This window comes from Kitasatospora sp. NPDC057940, from assembly GCF_042887425.1.
GTDB lineage: Bacteria > Actinomycetota > Actinomycetes > Streptomycetales > Streptomycetaceae > Kitasatospora.
Window position 1 is genome coordinate 392,785 of the sequence record NZ_JBHVPH010000001.1, and the last position, 16,871, is coordinate 409,655.

13 protein-coding genes and 1 riboswitch are annotated in these 16,871 nt (G+C 73.7%); of the genes, 6 read left to right on the forward strand and 7 right to left on the reverse strand.

The window, feature by feature from the left end; all coding sequences use genetic code 11:
• The first annotated feature begins 41 nt into the window (after positions 1-41).
• Together ACFVTF_RS01800 and ACFVTF_RS01805 are read left to right on the forward strand one after the other, a co-directional pair.
• Positions 42-1,268, forward strand: coding sequence for a hypothetical protein (locus ACFVTF_RS01800; protein WP_387807751.1), 1,227 nt, complete (start codon positions 42-44; stop codon positions 1,266-1,268).
• Between the two features lie 131 nt (positions 1,269-1,399).
• Positions 1,400-2,173, forward strand: coding sequence for a MerR family transcriptional regulator (locus ACFVTF_RS01805; protein WP_387807754.1), 774 nt, complete (start codon positions 1,400-1,402; stop codon positions 2,171-2,173).
• Positions 2,174-2,243: 70 nt separating this feature from the next.
• Here ACFVTF_RS01805 and ACFVTF_RS01810 read toward each other — a convergent pair whose 3' ends face one another.
• On the reverse strand, positions 2,244-3,302 hold the full coding sequence (locus tag ACFVTF_RS01810) for a helix-turn-helix domain-containing protein (RefSeq protein WP_387807757.1): 1,059 nt from the start codon (positions 3,300-3,302) through the stop codon (positions 2,244-2,246).
• 234 nt (positions 3,303-3,536) lie between these two features.
• Here ACFVTF_RS01810 and ACFVTF_RS01815 point away from each other — a divergent pair, with 234 nt between their 5' ends.
• Positions 3,537-4,211 (forward strand): RNA polymerase sigma factor, encoded by a 675-nt coding sequence (locus tag ACFVTF_RS01815; RefSeq protein ID WP_387807760.1) that lies wholly within the window; start codon positions 3,537-3,539, stop codon positions 4,209-4,211.
• A complete protein-coding gene (locus ACFVTF_RS01820; protein ID WP_387807763.1) occupies positions 4,208-5,650 on the forward strand; it encodes a hypothetical protein in 1,443 nt (480 codons plus the stop codon). Before ACFVTF_RS01815 ends, ACFVTF_RS01820 begins: the two co-directional genes overlap by 4 nt.
• Positions 5,651-5,702: 52 nt before the next feature.
• On the opposite strand, the gene ACFVTF_RS01825 is transcribed toward ACFVTF_RS01820, so the two are convergent.
• Positions 5,703-7,202: an aminopeptidase P family protein gene (locus ACFVTF_RS01825; RefSeq protein WP_387807766.1), complete on the reverse strand. Its 1,500-nt coding sequence runs from the start codon at positions 7,200-7,202 to the stop codon at positions 5,703-5,705.
• Between the two features lie 136 nt (positions 7,203-7,338).
• Positions 7,339-8,775 (reverse strand): PP2C family protein-serine/threonine phosphatase, encoded by a 1,437-nt coding sequence (locus ACFVTF_RS01830; protein ID WP_387807769.1) that lies wholly within the window; start codon positions 8,773-8,775, stop codon positions 7,339-7,341.
• Between the two features lie 613 nt (positions 8,776-9,388).
• On the opposite strand from ACFVTF_RS01830, the gene ACFVTF_RS01835 reads away from it, so the two are divergent.
• Positions 9,389-10,066, forward strand: coding sequence for a bifunctional DNA primase/polymerase (locus ACFVTF_RS01835; protein ID WP_387807772.1), 678 nt, complete (start codon positions 9,389-9,391; stop codon positions 10,064-10,066).
• Positions 10,067-10,272: 206 nt separating this feature from the next.
• Here the strand turns inward: ACFVTF_RS01835 and ACFVTF_RS01840 are convergent, their stop codons facing one another.
• From ACFVTF_RS01840 to ACFVTF_RS01855, 4 genes are all read right to left on the reverse strand, one after another.
• Positions 10,273-11,256 carry a DUF5926 family protein gene (locus ACFVTF_RS01840; RefSeq protein ID WP_387807774.1) on the reverse strand — a complete coding sequence of 328 codons (984 nt, stop codon included), beginning with the start codon at positions 11,254-11,256 and terminating at the stop codon, positions 10,273-10,275.
• Between the two features lie 106 nt (positions 11,257-11,362).
• Complete coding sequence (locus ACFVTF_RS01845) at positions 11,363-11,905, reverse strand: ATP-binding protein (protein WP_387807777.1); 543 nt, start codon at positions 11,903-11,905, stop codon at positions 11,363-11,365.
• 305 nt (positions 11,906-12,210) lie between these two features.
• Complete coding sequence (locus ACFVTF_RS01850) at positions 12,211-13,035, reverse strand: glycerophosphodiester phosphodiesterase (protein ID WP_387807780.1); 825 nt, start codon at positions 13,033-13,035, stop codon at positions 12,211-12,213.
• 79 nt (positions 13,036-13,114) lie between these two features.
• Positions 13,115-14,581, reverse strand: coding sequence for a purine-cytosine permease family protein (locus tag ACFVTF_RS01855; RefSeq protein WP_387807783.1), 1,467 nt, complete (start codon positions 14,579-14,581; stop codon positions 13,115-13,117).
• A riboswitch (TPP riboswitch) is annotated at positions 14,574-14,721 on the reverse strand. (Overlaps the previous gene by 8 nt.)
• Positions 14,722-15,044: 323 nt before the next feature.
• On the opposite strand from ACFVTF_RS01855, the gene ACFVTF_RS01860 reads away from it, so the two are divergent.
• Complete coding sequence (locus ACFVTF_RS01860) at positions 15,045-16,859, forward strand: S1C family serine protease (protein ID WP_387807786.1); 1,815 nt, start codon at positions 15,045-15,047, stop codon at positions 16,857-16,859.
• Positions 16,860-16,871 lie beyond the last annotated feature (12 nt).

The following is a 16,871-nucleotide window of genomic DNA, read 5'->3' on the forward strand; positions in this document are numbered from 1 at the left end:
GTCCGGCCGGAGGGGGGCGGAACCGGCGGGGAGAGGGACAGGTGCGGGCATCACGCACGGCACGGGCGGCCACCGACTACGAGTCGGCGACCGGGCGGATCGCGGGGCTGCCGCTGCGCAGACACCACGTTCTGCTGGTGGCCTGGACGGTGCTCTGGTTCTTCCTGGTCGAGCCCAGCGGCGGCTTCTCCTGGCACTACCTGCGCCAGGGCGAGCAGCTGCTCTTCAGCGACCACCCGGACGGCGGGCTGGCGCTCTACGCCCACCACCCGGAGCTGCAGATCGGCCCGGTCAGCCTGGCCGTGGCCCGGCTCACGGCTCCGTTCTCGGCCCACACCGGCCAGCTGATCGCCGAGGCGGCGATGTCCGGGCTCGGCCTGGTGATGCTGGTCCTGATCGGTCGCACCGCCGCCCTGTACTACCTGGGCACCGGCACCAACCACCGCCGGCTCCAGCAGCGCCTGCTGATCGCCGGGCTGGCGTTCATCCCGATGTGGGTCGAGGTCTCGGTCCGCTTCGCGCACCTGGACGACGTCCTGGCGCTGTTCTTCACCACCCTCGCCGTGCACGCCCTGGCCCGGGGCAAACCCACCATGGTCGGTGTCTACCTGGCGCTGGCGGTGGACTCCAAGCCGTGGGCGATCGCCTTCGCCCCGCTGATCCTGGCGCTGCCCAGGCCCGCCTGGCTGCGCAGCGCGCTCTGGTTCGTCGGACTGGTGGCGGTCGCCTGGCTGCCGTTCTACCTGGGCAATCTGGACACCCTGGCCGCCGCCAAGTTCACCATCCCCAACCAGCCGGCCTCCGCACTGCGCTGGTTCGGGGTGACCGACCCGGCCACCCCCTGGTGGGACCGCCCGACCCAGTTCGCCCTCGGCCTCGGCCTCGGCACCATCGCGGTCTGGCGCGGCCGCTGGCCGGCCGTGGTGCTGCTCGGCGCGGACGCCCGGATCCTGCTCGACCCGAGCGTGTACACCTACTACACGGCCTCGATCCTGCTCGGCACCCTGCTCTGGGACGCGGTCGGGCAGAAGCGGCTCGTCCCGTGGTGGAGCTGGATAGCGCTGGCCGCGCTGTACGGCGGGACGCTGTTCATCCCGTCCGACGCGGGCCGCGGCTTCGTCCGGCTGGCCTTCGTGGTGGTCTCCGCCGCGTACGTGCTGTTCTGGCCCACCCAGCAGACGCGCCGCCCGCGGACCCCGGCGGACGGCGAGGGGCGGCGCCGTTCCTCCCGGCGGCGCGAGCGCGTCCTGACCGGCACCGGAGCCTGACGGGCACCGGCACCGGCACGGTCCCCAGCGCGGGCGCAGGCACGGCGCCGGGGCCCTCCCTCCCGAGGACGGCTTGACCCTCACGCGGCGTGAGAGCGGAGGCTGGTGGTCAGCACGAAGGGAGAACCCGGATGAGCAGCGAGGGCTACTCGGTCGGAGCCGTGGCCAAGATCGCCAAGGTGACCGTCCGCACCCTGCACCACTACGACGAGATCGGCCTGTTGTCCCCCGCGGACCGCACCCGGACCGGCTACCGCCGCTACCAGGACGCCGATCTCGACCGGTTGCAGCAGATCCTCTTCTACCGCGAACTCGGGTTCCCCCTGGAAGAGATCGCGGCGATCCTGGACGACGACTCGGTCAGTCCGAGCGAGCACCTCCGTCGGCAGCACCGGCTGCTGACCGACCGGATCAGGCACCTCCAGGACCTCGCCACGGCCGTCGAACACGCCATGGAGGCACGAAGAATGGGCATTCAGCTGAGCCCGGAGGAGAAGTTCGAGATCTTCGGCGAGGGCTACCGGGAGGAGTGGGAGCAGGAGGCCGAACAGCGCTGGGGCGACACCGCGGCCTGGGCCGAGTCGCAGCGCCGCACCGGCGGCTACGACAAGGCCGACTGGCAGCGGATCCAGGCGGAGATGGCCGCCCTCAACACCCGCCTGGTCGAGGCGCTCACCGCCGGTGAACCCGCCGACGGCACCGTCGCCACGGACCTCGCCGAGGCGCACCGGCAGCACATCTGCCAGAACTTCTACGACTGCACGTTCACCATCCACCGCGGCCTGGCCGGGCTGTACGTCTCGGACCCGCGGTGGACCACCACCTACGAGGACCTCGCCCCGGGCCTGGCGCAGTGGCTGCACGACGCCATCCTCGCCAACGCGGACCGGCACGAGCAGGCGTAGCCACAGGCGGAGACCGGAAGCCGGAGACCGGAAACCGGAAGCCGGAGACCGGGCCGCGTGGCCGAGGGGGCTACGCGACCCCGCGCCCGAAGGAGCGCCGGTAGGCGGTCGGGGAGGTGCGCATCACCCGGCCGAAGTGGTGGCGGAAGGTCGCGGCGCTCTCGAAGCCGACCGCCGCCGCGATCTCCTCGACCGTCCCCTCCGGTGACTCCAGCAACGGCAGGCTGGCCGCGATGCGCTGGGTGACGACCCAGCGCATCGGGCTGGTGCCGTTGCGGGCCGTGAAGTGCCGCAGGTACGAGCGGTCCGACATCCGGGCGGCGCGGGCCAGCAGCGAGATGGTCAGCGGGGACGCGAGGTGGCCCATCGCCCACTGCATGCTGCGGGCGACCCCGTCGTCCTCGTCCTCGACCGGGCGGACGGCGGCCTCGATGAACTGGGCCTGCCCGCCGTCCCGGTGCGGCGCCACCACGAAGCGGCGGGCCACGCTGTTGGCCACCTTGGCGCCGTGGTCGCGGCGGACCAGGTGCAGGCAGAGGTCGATCCCGGCGGCGCTGCCCGCGCTGGTGAGCACGTTCCCGTTGTCGACGTACAGCACGTCCGGGTTGACCAGCACGTCCGGGTGGCGCTGCTGGAGCAGGTCGGCGTACCGCCAGTGGGTGGTCGCCTCCCGCCCGTCGAGCAGTCCGGCGGCGGCCAGCGCGAAGGCGCCCGAGCAGATCGAGACGATCCGGGCGCCGCGCTCGTGCGCCGTCCGCAGCGCGGCGACCAGCCCGGGGGAGACCGTGCCGCCGAACGCGTTCGGCACCCCGGGGACCACCACCGTGTCGGCCGCGGCCAGGTCGTCCAGCCCGTGCCGGGCGGTCAGCGCGAACCCGCCCACCGCGTCCAGCGCCGTCCCGGGCCGGTCCGCGCACACCTTCAGCCCGTACCAGGGCGCTGCCAGCAGGCCGCCCAGTTCGGGCCGGGCCAGTCCGAACACCTCCACCACCACGCCGAGCTCGAACGGCGCCATGCCCGCGAAGGCGTACACCGCGACGTGGTGCACCGGTTCCGGGCGGGGGCCGATGGCGACGGGCACCGGGCCCGGCCCGGTGCCGACCGGGCCCTCGACGTGCTGCTCGGTCATGCGGACCCCCTGCTGACGGGTGGCGGGATGGCGGTGAGTGTAGCCGTTCCGGCCGGTCGGAAATCTTCCTCGGATCCACCTGCAACCTCCACCCCGGTCACACGTCCATTGGTACGGGGGCGGAGAGAGGCGGGCCGAGCGCGGCTGTCAGGATCTCCCCGATCACGATCTTGATCAGGAGTCCTGACGGTCCGGCGAGAGCCGCCACCGTCCCGGGGGAAAGCGGAAACGCGCATGTCCATGGCCATCGGGCCGATCGCCGGGCCGACGAGGGGGCGCGGTTTCTCCGTTCGCGGAGTGGTCGCCGTGCTGTTCGGCGCGCAGGAGTCCGGCGAGGTGCCCGCCGGCCCGGGCGACGAGCAGGCGGCGCAGCGCCGCTCCGGCTTCCGGCTGCTGCGCGGCGGGCGCAAGCCCACGGAGGACCGGCCCACCCTGACCGACCTGTACCACGCCCACCGGCTGGGCCTGGTGCGGATGGCCGTCCTCCTGGTCGACCACCAGGACCTGGCCGAGGACGTCGTCCAGGAGGCCTTCACCCAGCTCTACCAGCGGTACGGCGAGCACCTGGACGACCTGGACAACGCGCTCGGCTACCTGCGCACCGCGGTGGTCAACGGCGCCCGGTCGATGCTGCGCCGCCGGAAGACCGCCCGCGAGTACGTCCCGCCGCACGAGCCGGACGCCGCCTCCGCGGAGGACCACGCGGTGCTCAACGACGAGCACCGACGGGTGCTCGCGGCCATGCAGGAGCTGACCTCCCGCCAGCGCGAGGTGCTGGTGCTGCGCTACTGGTCCGACCAGTCGGAGGCGCAGATCGCCGAGACCCTGGGGCTGTCCCGGGGCGCCGTGAAGTCCACCGCCAGCCGGGCCCTGGACGCCTTGGAAAAGCATCTGGAGAAGGTTCGATGACCGACAAGCTCCCCGGCCGCGAGAGCGGAGGCCGAGACGGTGACGGGCCGGCCGAGACGGCGACCGAACGGCTGCTGCGCGAGGCGATGAGCGCCCGCGCCTCGCTGATCACCGCGCGCGACCTGCGCCCGGCGCAACCGCCGCGCGGCCGGGTGCGGCGACTGCGCCCGGTCTACCTGACGGCCGTGCCGGTCTTCGCGCTGGCCGCCTCGCTGGCGATCGGCCTGCTCACCTTCCACGGCGATCCGCTGGCCAAGAAGGACGTCCCCCCGCCGGCCGCCACCATGACGACCTCGCCGAGCCCGACCCCCGAGCCGACCGCCGCCCCGACCCCCACGGCCACCTCGCCGGACACCGGCAGCCCCGCCGCCGACCCGGGGACCGGTGCCCCCCTCTCCGACCCGACGTCGGCCGGCACCCGGACGACGGCGCCGCCCACCACCCCCGCCACCACCGCGCCGGCCGGGACGACGTACCCCTTCCGGGGCGCCAGGTTCAAGATCCCGCCGGGCTGGCGGGCCGTCAATCCGGATCCTGCCGCCAACAGCCTCTGCATCCTGAGCCCGAGTGCTCCGCAGGACGCGTCGGCCGGTGACTGCCTGCCGCACGGCGTGCTTCTGACGGTCCTGGACCAGGAGTCGTACACCTGGCCGAGACTGTCCGACCTGGATTCCGACAGCGGTTGGACCACGCAGCCCTGGTGCCCGGCGTGGTCCTACTCCCCCACGCTCGACAGGAGCGGAGGGATCGACAGTGCCGGGCCGACCAAGAGCACACCCACCGTGGCAGGCCGCGCCGCACGCAAGTCGCAGTGGCAGATCAACTGCGGCGGCGACGCCTTCACGGCCCAGATGTGGGCCCTGCCGAAGGACTTCGTGTCCGTCTCGGCGATCGGCCTCAAGGCCGACTACCAGCCCGGACTGATGACGATCGTCAACACCCTCGACCTGAGCGGCCGCCAGGCGCCGCCCACGGAGGCCAACCGGAACGACATCGCGGTCTCCTTCGACGGCCTGGCGGCCGGTCAGCAGCTGACGGCGGGGAGTTCGGTCGTCACCTTCTCGGTGACCTTCCGGAACACCAGCCAGAACACCTACGGAAAGTTGCAGCCGCTGGTCGTCACGGAGCCCTACCCGGGGTCGCCGCCGGTGCAGGTCGTGCAGACGCCCAACGACGGCAAGCTGGAGCGTCAGGACGGCGACACCTGGAAGCCGGGGCCGATGGGGCCGGGCAGCGACATGGGCTACGCGATCGCGGACCAGGCGTCGCTCTTCTCCCTGGCCCCGGGGCAGAGCCGGAAGGTCACCTACCGGCTGACCCTGGGCGCCGGGAACGGCCCGGGGGACATGCCGGTCTCGGCGCAGGTGACGCTTCCGTACAACGGAAGCAAGCTGACCGTGCTCGGCGAGAAGAAGATCTCCGTCAAGGTCACCAAGTGACACGAGGGCCCGGCCTCCCCACCACGGGGAGGCCGGGCCCTCGGTGCGTGGCTCAGGCCAGCGAGGCCATCCAGGCCTCGACCTCGTCGGCGCGGCGCGGCAGGCCGGCCGAGAGGTTCTCGTTGCCGTCGGCGGTGACCAGGATGTCGTCCTCGATCCGGACGCCGATGCCGCGGTACTCCTGCGGCACGGTCAGGTCGTCCTGCTGGAAGTACAGGCCGGGCTCGACGGTGAGGACCATGCCGGGCACCAGCAGCGCGTCGGCGTGCTCCTCGCGGCGCGAGTGGGCGCAGTCGTGGACGTCGAGGCCGAGCATGTGGCCGGTGCCGTGCAGGGTCCAGCGGCGCTGGAGGCCCAGCTCCAGGACCTTCTCGACGTCGTGGGCCGAGGCGTCCAGCAGGCCCCAGGCGAGCAGGCGCTCGGCGAGCACGCGCTGCGAGGCGTCGTGGAAGTCGCGGAAGCGGGCGCCGGGCTTCACCGCGGCGATGCCCGCCTCCTGGGCGTCGTACACGGCGTCGTAGATCTTGCGCTGGAGCTCGTTGAAGCGGCCGTCGATCGGCAGGGTGCGGGTGACGTCGGCGGTGTAGAGGGTGTGGGTCTCGACGCCGGCGTCCAGCAGCAGCAGCTCGCCGGGGCGGACGTCGCCGTCGTTGCGGACCCAGTGCAGGGTGGTGGCGTGCGGGCCGGCGGCGGCGATGGTGCCGTAGCCGACGTCGTTGCCCTCGACCCGGGCGCGGCGCCAGAAGGTGCCCTCGATCCAGCGCTCGGAGGTGGCGACGGCCTGGCCGAGCTCGCGGACCACGTCGGTGAAGCCCTTGACGGTGGCGTCGCAGGCGGCGCGCAGCTCGCCGACCTCCCACTCGTCCTTGACCAGGCGCAGGCCGCTCAGGAACTCCTTGAACTCGGCGTCCCGGTCGGCGTCCAGCACGTCGGCCAGGGTGTCCTCCAGGCCGGCGTCGTAGCCGCGGACGATCCGGGTGGGCACCGAGGAGTCCTTGGCGCGCCCGGCCAGTTCCTCGGCGGCCTTGCGCACGTCGCGCGCCGGCAGGCCGAGCAGCTGCTCCTGCTCGCCCAGGCTGTTGCGGCGGCCGACCCACAGCTCCCCGTAGCCGTCCAGCCAGAACTCGCCGTTCTCGCGGTCGGAGCGGGGCAGCAGGTAGAGGGCGAACTCGTGGCCGGCGTCGCCGGTGGGCTCGGCGACGAGCACGGCGTCCTCGGTCTGGTCACCGGTGAGGTGCACGTACTCGCTGGCGGCGCGGAAGCTGTAGTCGGTGTCGTTGGAACGCACCCGCAGGTTGCCGGCCGGGACGACCAGCCGCTCGCCGGGGTAGGCGGCGGAGAGCCGGGCGCGGCGCTCGGCCGCGTACGGGGCCTGGGCGACCGGGACGAGGCCGTGCAGGTCGGTGTCGGCCCAGCCGGTCTTCATCGAGGCGGCCAGCTCGTCGGAGACCTCGCCGTACAGGCCGTTCTTGCGGCCCTTGAACTGCTGCGGCTCGTCGCCGCCGTCGGCTTCGGGGTTCTCGGCCACTGCGGGCGTGCGGTCCTCGGTCACGTGTAACGCCTCCTTGGGGTGGTACCGCCGCCCCTCGGGGGAGTGTCGGATCGCGACAGGCGCGGGCGGCCGTGCGTCCATGGTACGGACGCCCGGCCGCTCGCCCGTTCGGGGTCGGGACGACTGTTCGGGGCGGCTATTCGAAGCGGGCCGCGAGCAGCAGCAGGTCGTCGGTGGCCGGTCCGGGCCCGGGGTCGGGGCAGACGGCCAGCAGGTGGGCGCAGAGCCGGTCCGGGTCGATCCGCACGTCGCGCGGGGCGTCGGCGGCGGCCCGGCGCAGGTTGGCCTGGCCGGCGTGCAGGGTCGGGCCGCAGCGGCGGGCCAGCCCCTCGGTGTAGAGCAGCAGGGTGTCGCCGCGGTCGGCGGTGAGCTCGACGCCGGGGGCCTCCCAGCAGGTCAGCATGCCGAGCGGGGCGGAGAGCGAGGTCTCCACGAACTCGGCGCCGTGCCGGCCGACCAGGACGGGCGGGCAGTGGCCGGCGCCGGCCAGGGTGATCCGGCGCTCCTCGGGTTCCACCCAGGCGTAGACGGCGGTGGCGGTGCGGGCCGGTTCGGTGGTCTTGAGCAGCAGTTCCAGGTCGCCGAGGACGGACACCGGGTCCTCGCCCTCCAGGACGGCGTAGGCGCGCAGCGCGGCCCGGATCCTGCCCATCGCGGCGGCCGCGCCGGGGGCGGAGCCGGGGCCCGCGCCGGGGCCGTCGCCGGAGACGGAGCCGACGGTGAGGCCGACGGTGCCGTCCGGCAGCGGGATGGCGTCGTACCAGTCGCTGCCGCAGGAGCGGTCCAGGCCGGCCGGGAGGATCCGGGCGGCCAGCCGCAGGCCGGCGGGCTGGGGGAGCCGGTCGGGCAGCAGGCCGCGGCGCAGCGCCTCGGTGGTGCGCCGGACCTTGTCCGCCTCCAGCTGTTTGGCGAGCAGCGGGGCGGCGATCCCGGCGTAGCGGTGGGCGAGCGCGCGCTGGCGCTCGGTGGGTTCGGCGGGCTCGTCGTAGAACCAGAGGGCGGCGGCGAGCGGGCCGTCCTCCTCGGTGGCGAGCGGCAGGCCGTAGCAGCCGCCGAGGCCGAGCTGGGTGGCGAGTTCGCGCAGCCGGGCGCCGGTGGCCGGGTCCTCGGCGAGGTCGGGGGAGTGCAGCCGTTCGGGCCGGTCCTGTTCGCGCAGCAGCCTGGCGAGCAGGCTCTGCTCGGGCGGGACGGTCTCCAGCGCGCCGAGGCTGGCGCGGTCGAGGCCGAGGCCGACGGGCTGGCCGGGCCGGCCGCCGGGCATCCGGGTGACCAGGACGCCGCGGCGGGCCCCGAGCAGGGCGGCGCCGGAGGCGAGGACGGTGTCCAGGGTGGCGTCGAGGCCGCGGGCTCGGGCGAGCTGTTCGGTGTGCCGGTGCAGGCTGGCGAAATCGGACAGTCGTCCGGCCAAACGGTCCTGCACCCCGGCGGCCGGGGCCGTGCGGACGTCCGCCGTGCCGTCCTGCGCGTCGGCGGGGCCGGGGAAGCCCGGTGGGTCGAGGACGGTCAGCCCGCCGGCGCTGCCGGGTTCGCCCGGCTCGGAGGGTGTCGACGACGACGGGTGGGACTCGGTCATGCCGCCACTCCTGACGTGCTACGTGCCATGCGGAACCCCCAGGTACGGCCGGTGTGGAGCGATGACGGCCAAAGGGCGCGTTTCGCCTCGATTCGCTACTACTCGTCATTGATCGACAGCAATGCCACCACTTCTACACAGGCCATTTGGGGCATGTCCAGATCCAGGACGACGCGGTGGCCTGTTCCACATCCGCGAGACCCGGTCGGGGGGCGCGTACGGCCTGGGCACGCGCTGGTCCGGTCGGGAGGAATGGAGGGGACCGGGAGCGGGCAGAACGGAGGGGACGGACCCGGCGGCCGTCCGGATCGTATGCCCGCGCCGCCCGGGACCCGGGCTGGCCGGAAGTCTCTCACTCGTACGGTGGAACCAAGCGCGCCCGGGCGGCGTCCATCCGGTCGCATACGGGATTCTCGTTCCAGGGGCTGTTCCAGTGCGCGGCCCTTCTCATGTCGTGCTCCACACCGTGATCCACGTCGTCGCCGCGCCGCCCGCCATGCCGCCCGCCCCCCTTCGCGCCGCCGGGGCCGTGCCACCGCGGGTCCGCGTGACGAGTCCCGGCGGTGCCGACGGGCCGGAGCGAACCGAGCGGTCAGGGAAAGGAACGAGCGCCATGCGTGAGAACCCGAAAGATCCGTGTCCGCCCGCCACTCCCCACCACCCCGTCCAGGACGACGTCGCACGTCAGCGCCCTGCCCGGCTCGCCGCGGCCCTGACGGCCGCCGTCGACCACCGCTGGCCCGTGGTGCCCGGGGCGGTCCTGCGCGGCGGTCAGTGCTCCTGCGGCGACCAGGACTGCGCCGTGCCGGGCGCGCACCCGCACGACCCGTCGCTGCTGGCCGCCACCACGGACGCCCGGATGGTGCGCTGGTGGTGGGAGCGGCAGAGCCCGGACGCTCCGGTGCTGGCCGCCACCGGTTCGGTGGTCTCGGCGGTCAGCCTGCCGGCGGCGGCCGGCGCCCGGGCGCTGGTCTACCTGGGCGCGCTGCGGCTGCCGCTCGGTCCGGTGCTGGCGATGCCGGGCCGGTACGCGCTGCTGGTGGCCCCGTACTCGCTGGACGCGCTCGGCGAGATGCTCTCCCAACTCCCTTGGGTGCCGGGCTCGTTGCGCTATCACGGGGTGGACGGCTTCCTGCCGCTGCCGCCCGGCGGAGCGGCCGGCCGGGTGCGCTGGGTGCTGGCCCCGCGCCCGGACGCCGACGGCGGGGTGTGGCTGCCGCAGGTCGGGCCGCTGCTGGGCGAGTTGGTGGAGGCGACGGTCCGACTGGACAGCGGTCGCTCGGCGTACTGATCCGCCGGTCCGTTCCCGGGCCGCTCGTCGGGGCCCTGCGGAAAACAAAAGATCCGGCCGCTGGCGACGGGGGATGCACCAGCGGCCGGACTCTTTAGACAGTAACAAGGATCCGCGCCCGCGCCAATTTCCAAGACGCCCTGCCCGCCCGGAAATTGCGGCTCCATGGCGACAATGTGACGCGTATCACCCGGATCCCGGGCGCTTTAGTTCAAGGTGACCTGACGGTTCACCAGGTTCGCGCGGGCACGCCGCTCCTCGGCGGTCAACGGGGTCTCGTCGGCGAGCACCGAGGCCAGCCGCTCGGCGAACTCGGCGGCCGGCTTCTCGCAGTCGGCGGCGGTCATGGCGAGCGGGAGGTCCCAGACCGGGACGGTCAGGCCGTGCGCGCGGAACGAGCCGACCAGGCGGGTGTCCGGGCCGAGCGAGGACCGGTCGGCGGCGCTGAGCCGGGCCAGCGCGTCCAGCAGCCGCTCCTCGGGCACGGTCATCACCCAGCGCAGGTGGTTCTTGTCGGGGGTGCCGCACCAGTAGGCGGCGTCGGCGCTCGCCAGCTTCTCGGTCGGGATGGCCGAGGCGTTGGCGCGCTCCAGGGAGGCGGCGACCTCGCCGGTCGCGGTCTCGGCGTCCTCCAGCCAGAACTCGAAGCCGGTGTGCACGGCGGGCGTGAACGCGGCGGTGACGTCCAGCAGGTCCTGGAGCCGGCGCCCGCCCGCCTCGGTCCGGCGGGACGGCACCGGGTTGCCCGGCTCGGTGGCCAGCGCCAGCTCCAGGGCGTCCGCGAGGTCGCGGCTGAGGTCGCCGGAGGAGGACTGGGTCTGCAGGCCGAGCAGGATGGAGCCGTCCTGGCGGCGCAGGGCCGGCCAGGCCAGCGGCAGCACGGTGGCCAGGGTCACCGACGGGACCTCGCCGGTGGCGCCCTCGGCCACCCCGGCGGCCAGCGTCAGCGGCACCGTGGCGGCGGGCACCAGCTCGCGCAGCGCGACCCAGTCGGCCTCGCCCGCCAGGCCCTCGAACGGGCGGTGCACCAGCTCCTGCACCGCGTGCGAGGCCTCCCGGCCGTGACAGGCCTTGTACCGGCGGCCCGAACCGCAGGGGCAGTTCTCGCGGGCCCCCACCACGGGGACCTCGCCCGCGACGGCGGTGGTGGACTGACGCTGCGGCGCCTTCTTGGCGGCCTTCTTGCCCATGGTGCGGCTCTCCCGGGAACGGTGGTCCTTTGCTCCGGGCAGCCTACTGACGTTCCCCCGGCGCGCGGGCACACGCCGGGCGGACGGGCGGGGAGCGCGCGTCGGTTCAGGCGCTGCGGGCGTCACCACCGGTGCGCCGGGCGTGCCGGGCCCGGGCGGGCAGCGCCGCCCAGACCGTCACCTCGCCGGGCGCGTCGCGCACGCCCCAGTCGCTGGCCAGCTGGTCGACGATGTTCAGTCCGCGACCGCCGCGCGAGGTCAGCGAGGGGCCGGCGGGCAGCGGCCGGGTGGTCGCGCCGCCGTCGGTGACCTCCAGGGTGAGCACGCCGTCGGCGTGCAGCTGCCAGCGGACCAGCACGCCGCCGTCCGTTCCGCTCCCGTGCTCGTCGCGCTCCCGGCCGCCCGTGGCGGAATGTGCCCCGGAGGGGACGCCGACCAGTAGCTGGTCCACCACCTCGGCCCGGGCGCCGCGCCCCAGGGCCCGCAGCGGGCCGAGCGGACGGGCGTACCGGCAGGCGTTGCTCAGCAGTTCGGAAAGGATCAGTACGGCATCATCGATGACCGGCTCCGGTATCTCCCGGTCACCCAGATCTCGACGCAGTCGGCGCCGTGCGACCCCGACACTCGCCGGGCCGTGCGGCACTGCCATGGTCGATGAAGTCGGCACTTCACGCGCCACCATCAACGCCACCCCCGGACCTCCTTCAGCGTATGCCGAGGGAGAGATGCCCCTTGGTAATGCGTCGGAAACGACCGCCGGACGATCCCGCGAGGACATTTCAAGCGATTGCGACCGAGGGTGGACCTGAGGTCATTCCGTGCTCACCGTGCGTCGCCCCGGCGCATGAATTCCGGCAATAACGGGCCCGGAAGGTTTGACTGCCGACCAGAACGATCAGGTTGTGTCCGGGCTTTGCGGGTGGATTTGCGGGCGGCCCGCCGTCCGACGCCGGATCACCGGCCGAGCTGCGCCAGGACCTCGGCGGGCCGGTTGGTGATGATCGCGGACACCCCGAGCTCCAGGCACAGTTCCACGTCGGCCGGTTCGTCCACGGTCCACACGTGCACCTCGTGCCCCAGCTCGCGCAGCCGCGTCACCAGCTGCGGGCGGGCCCGCACCAGGTCGATGCCCGGTCCGGCGATCCGCGCCCCGCCGGGCAGCGGGGAGCCCGGGCGCAGCCGGCCGACCAGCGGCAGGGTCCGTTCGAACAGGAACACCCGCCGGTACTCCGGCGCCGAGGCCGCCACCCGGTCCAGCCCCACCGAGGAGAAGCTCATGATCCGGGCCGAGGGGCGCTCGCCCTCCCGGCTCGCGCCGATCTTGAAGCGTTCGAGCGTCCGCAGCAGTTCGGCCTCCACCCGGCCGCGGTAGCGCACCGGGTGCTTGGTCTCGATCGCCAGGTCCACCGGGCGGCCGCAGTCCACCACCAGCTCCAGCAGCCGCTCCAGCCGCAGCACTCCGCGCAGCTCGGGGTCGGTGCTGGGGCGGCCGGTCTTCCAGGCGCCGAAGTCGTACGCCTCCAGCTCGGCCAGCGTCATCGCCGAGACGGTGCCCTGGCCGTTGGAGACCCGGCCGATCCGGCGGTCGTGCACGCAGACCAGCTCGCCGTCGGCGGTCAGCCGGACGTCGCACTCGACCGCGTCCGCGCCCTCGTCGAGCGCGCGCCGGTACGCCGCCAGGGTGTGCTCGGGCAGGGCGTGCGAGGAACCGCGGTGGGCGATCACCTGGACGGGCGGCGTGCTGCGCGCCGCCGTCGAGGACGGGTCTGTGCTGGTCACGGGCCCCACGATAGGCGGCGGAAGTGACGCGCAGGCGAAGACGGCCCCAATCCGCGGGGCCGTCTTCGGTGCCGGTCGGTCAGCTCGGCGCCGCCCTGCGGGTCAGCGGGGTGAGCGCCCAGGTGACCAGCGCGGGCACCAGGAAGGCGAACAGCGAGGCGGACGTCCACTCCTGCGGGGTGAAGTGCAGGGCGTCCTGGGCGGAGGTCCAGAAGTCCGTCCACCAGCCGGCCACCGCGGTCGGCGCGATGAACTGGTAGACCGCGAAGCCCAGCACCCACGGCAGCAGCATCAGGCGGCGCGAGGGCGCGTCGGCGGAGAGGTTCCAGCCGTACCGGCCGGCGCCGAAGAAGTAGTCCACCGCCAGCACCGCGAGCAGCGGCACGAAGACCGAGCCGATCAGGCCGAGGAAGTTGGTGTAGGTGTCGGTGAACTTGTCGATCTGCAGCGCCAGCACGGTGATCAGCAGGCCGATCCCGCCGGTCAGCACCCGGCGGTCCACCTTCGGCAGCAGGTTCTGCACCGACATCGCGGTCGAGTACACGTTGGCGAAGGACTGGTCCGTCTCGCGCAGCACCAGCACCAGCAGGAACAGCCAGCCGGCCCAGACGCCGAGGAAGGAGTCGAAGATCCTGTTCGGGTCGCCGTCGGACTGCAGCAGGGCCATCAGGCCGAGCACGTAGCACCAGACCTGGGCGATCGTGTAGCCGGAGAAGCTGCCCCAGAACGCCGAGCGCGCGGTGCGCGAGTGCCGGGTGTAGTCGGCGGCCAGCGGGACGAAGGAGATCGACACCGCGATCATCGCGTCGGTGGCGCCCAGGAAGCCGTGCCAGTTGCCGGCGCCCGGGTCGGGCACCCCCTGGCGGCCCAGCTGGACGGTGAAGTACACCATCGCGACGGCGACCGCACCGGCCACGAAGCGGCGCAGCACCGCGATCGAGCCCAGCGGCCAGATGGTCAGCGCGGTGGTCAGCGCGCCCGCCAGGAGCACGAACAGCCAGCGGTAGCCGTCGGTGTGGGCGACGGTCTGCGCGCCCGCCGCGATCGTCAGCAGCTCGAACACGCCCCAGCCGACGCACTGGACGATGTTCAGCACCGTCGGGACGTACGACAGCCGGGTGCCGAACAGCCCGCGCAGGTTCGCCATCGCGGGCGCGCCGGTACGGGCCCCGATCAGCGCGGCCACGCCGAGCATCGCGGTGCCGACCACGGTGCCGGCCACGATCGCGGTCACCGCGGCGGCCAGCGACAGCTCGCTGCCCTTGGCGCCGAGCACGGTCGCGGCGGTGGAGAAGCCGATCAGGCTGACGCCCAGGTTCATCCAGAGCGCGAAGTGGTCCCGGAAGCGCAGCGTGCGCGGCGGCTCGGTGTCCAGCACGAGCGGCGCCTCGGCACGCTCGGGGCGGTCCAGGACGGCGGTCGCCGTGCCGGTGGGGTCCGCGTGACCGCCGTCACCGCCGTCACCGCCGTGAGCGGCCGGGGACGGTTCGGGGAAACCCTTGGACGCGGGCGCGCCCGAAGAAGAGGATGGCGAAGCAGGCGACATGGCCGATACTCCCTACGCCGGCATTACCCGGACAGGTTCCGGCGGTCTGCGCCCCCTCGACGGTCCGCCCACGATCCCGTGGCGTACGGTCGACCAGCGCACTCTCAGCCTGGACGGTCCAAGCTCCCGCGTGTCAGTTGTGAGCGACAGGCTAACCGGCCCGGGGGTGAACGCCAAGGCCACGGGGTGTGCGGCCCGCATCGCGGGACGCCCGGCGGAGGTGGGGGAGCCTCCGGTCGCCGGCCGGTCGCCGGTTCGGCCGTCGACTTGCCCGTCGGCTCGGTCGTGTTGCCCGTCGGCTCGGTCGTGGGCCCGGTCGTCGGCGCAGGACAGCCTGGTCGGCGGCCCGGCTGTCGGCGGCGGCTAAGGATTCTTATGAGTTATTCAGAGGGGTCCTTACGGCAAACGAATCGGCAGTACGAAAAACTATGGTCCTTGGTTCTGTCAGCTATGGAGGTCGTTCGTGAGCACCGAGCGCGAGGTTGGGCCCACCGGGCCGCAGGGGGAGCAGCCCTCGGGCGGCCAGGCGGCGGCTGTTCCCGCTTCCGACGGCCACGCCTCGGGCGGGCACCAGCCGACACTGGCCTTCGGCCGGGTCCCCGAGCCCGGGGCCGCTCCGGCCGCCGAGGCCGCACCGGCCGAGGCCGCGCCGACGGAGGGCGTGGCGGCCGACGGTGTTCCGGCCGAGGGCGGGTACCAGCCCACGGTGGCCTTCACCAAGGTCCCCGCGCCGGAGGCGCCCGCGCAGGCCCCGGCCGTGCCGGTCGCCGACGCGCCGGCCGCCCCGGTCGACGCCGCCACCGGCTACATCGACGCGCCGCCGCCGGTCCTGCCGCCGGCACCGCCGGTCCCGGCCGCGCCGACGGCACCCGTCGCACCCGTCGCCGAGAGCCCGGCCCTGCCGCCGGGTGCCAACCCGTACGCCACCCCGGCCCACGGCGTCCCCGCCGCCGGCCCGCACGACCCGTACGGCACCCCGGCCGCCCTCGGCGCGCCCGCCGCGCACCCCGCGCCCGGCCACCACCCGTTCGGCGCCGGCCAGCCGCTCGGCGGCTGGGGCGCCGCCCACGACGCCGGCGGCGGCGCGGGCTACCCGGGCGGCCCGGCCGGACCGCTCGGCTACCCGGCCGACTACCCCGGCGGCCCCGGCGGCCCGCGCAAGAAGCGCGGCGGCCTGGTCGCCCTGATCGCCGCCGTCGCCCTGGTCGCCGGCGTGGCCGGCGGTGCGCTCGGCGTGACCGTCGCGGACCGCAACGACAGCACCAACAGCGCCGACGACCACCGCAGCACCACCGTCCAGGCCAGCAACACCCAGAAGAACGAGCCCGCCCCCGGCTCGATCGCCGGCATCGCGCAGAAGGCGCTGCCCAGCGTCGTCACCATCAAGGCGCAGGGCAACGGCGAGTCGGGCACCGGCACCGGCTTCGTCTTCGACACCGAGGGCCACATCCTCACCAACAACCACGTGGTCGCGCCGACCCTCAACGGCGGCAAACTGACCGTCAAGTTCGCCGACGGCACGTCCTACAACGCGTCCGTGCTGGGCCACGCCGAGGGCTACGACGTCGCCGTGGTCAAGATCGACAACCCGCCGAAGAGCAAGCTGGCCCCGCTTCCGCTGGCCGACTCCGACAAGGTCAACGTCGGTGACGCCACCGTCGCGATCGGTGCGCCGTACGGCCTGGAGTCCACCGTCACCAGCGGCATCGTCAGCGCCAAGGACCGCCCGGTCGCCTCCGGCGACGAGACCGGAGGCCAGTCCTCCTACATGAACGCGCTGCAGACCGACGCCTCGATCAACCCCGGCAACTCCGGCGGCCCGCTGCTCGACTCCAGCGGCTCGGTGATCGGCATCAACTCGGCGATCCAGTCCAACGCCTCCGCCAACGGCCGGGCCGGCAGCATCGGCCTCGGCTTCGCCATCCCGATCAACCAGGCCAAGTGGGTCGCCGACACCCTGATCAAGACCGGCAAGCCGGTCTACGCCAAGCTCGACGTGCTGCGCAACGACGACTACAAGGGCGACGGCGCGCAGATCCAGACCCGCGACATCCAGGGCCAGCCGGCCGTCACCCCCGGCGGCGCCGCCGACAAGGCCGGTCTCAAGCCGGGCGACGTCATCACCAAGCTCGGCGGAGTGCCGATCGAGAACGGCCCCGCCCTGGTCAGCCGGATCTGGACGCACAAGCCCGGCGAGACCGTCGACGTCGAGTACACCCGCAACGGCCAGCAGTTCAACACCAAGGTCACCCTCGGCCAGCGGGACGGCGACAGCTGACCCCCACCCGCA

What these genes read in the sequence shown, in the direction of transcription:
- ACFVTF_RS01805 (WP_387807754.1), top strand. Translation starts at nt 1,400, where the DNA reads ATGAGCAGCGAGGGCTACTCGGTCGGAGCCGTGGCCAAGATCGCCAAG.
- ACFVTF_RS01815 (WP_387807760.1), top strand. Translation starts at nt 3,537, where the DNA reads ATGTCCATGGCCATCGGGCCGATCGCCGGGCCGACGAGGGGGCGCGGT.
- ACFVTF_RS01840 (WP_387807774.1), bottom strand. Translation starts at nt 11,256, where the DNA reads ATGGGCAAGAAGGCCGCCAAGAAGGCGCCGCAGCGTCAGTCCACCACC.
- ACFVTF_RS01820 (WP_387807763.1), top strand. Translation starts at nt 4,208, where the DNA reads ATGACCGACAAGCTCCCCGGCCGCGAGAGCGGAGGCCGAGACGGTGAC.
- ACFVTF_RS01810 (WP_387807757.1), bottom strand. Translation starts at nt 3,302, where the DNA reads ATGACCGAGCAGCACGTCGAGGGCCCGGTCGGCACCGGGCCGGGCCCG.
- ACFVTF_RS01845 (WP_387807777.1), bottom strand. Translation starts at nt 11,905, where the DNA reads ATGGCAGTGCCGCACGGCCCGGCGAGTGTCGGGGTCGCACGGCGCCGA.
- ACFVTF_RS01830 (WP_387807769.1), bottom strand. Translation starts at nt 8,775, where the DNA reads ATGACCGAGTCCCACCCGTCGTCGTCGACACCCTCCGAGCCGGGCGAA.
- ACFVTF_RS01855 (WP_387807783.1), bottom strand. Translation starts at nt 14,581, where the DNA reads ATGTCGCCTGCTTCGCCATCCTCTTCTTCGGGCGCGCCCGCGTCCAAG.
- ACFVTF_RS01835 (WP_387807772.1), top strand. Translation starts at nt 9,389, where the DNA reads ATGCGTGAGAACCCGAAAGATCCGTGTCCGCCCGCCACTCCCCACCAC.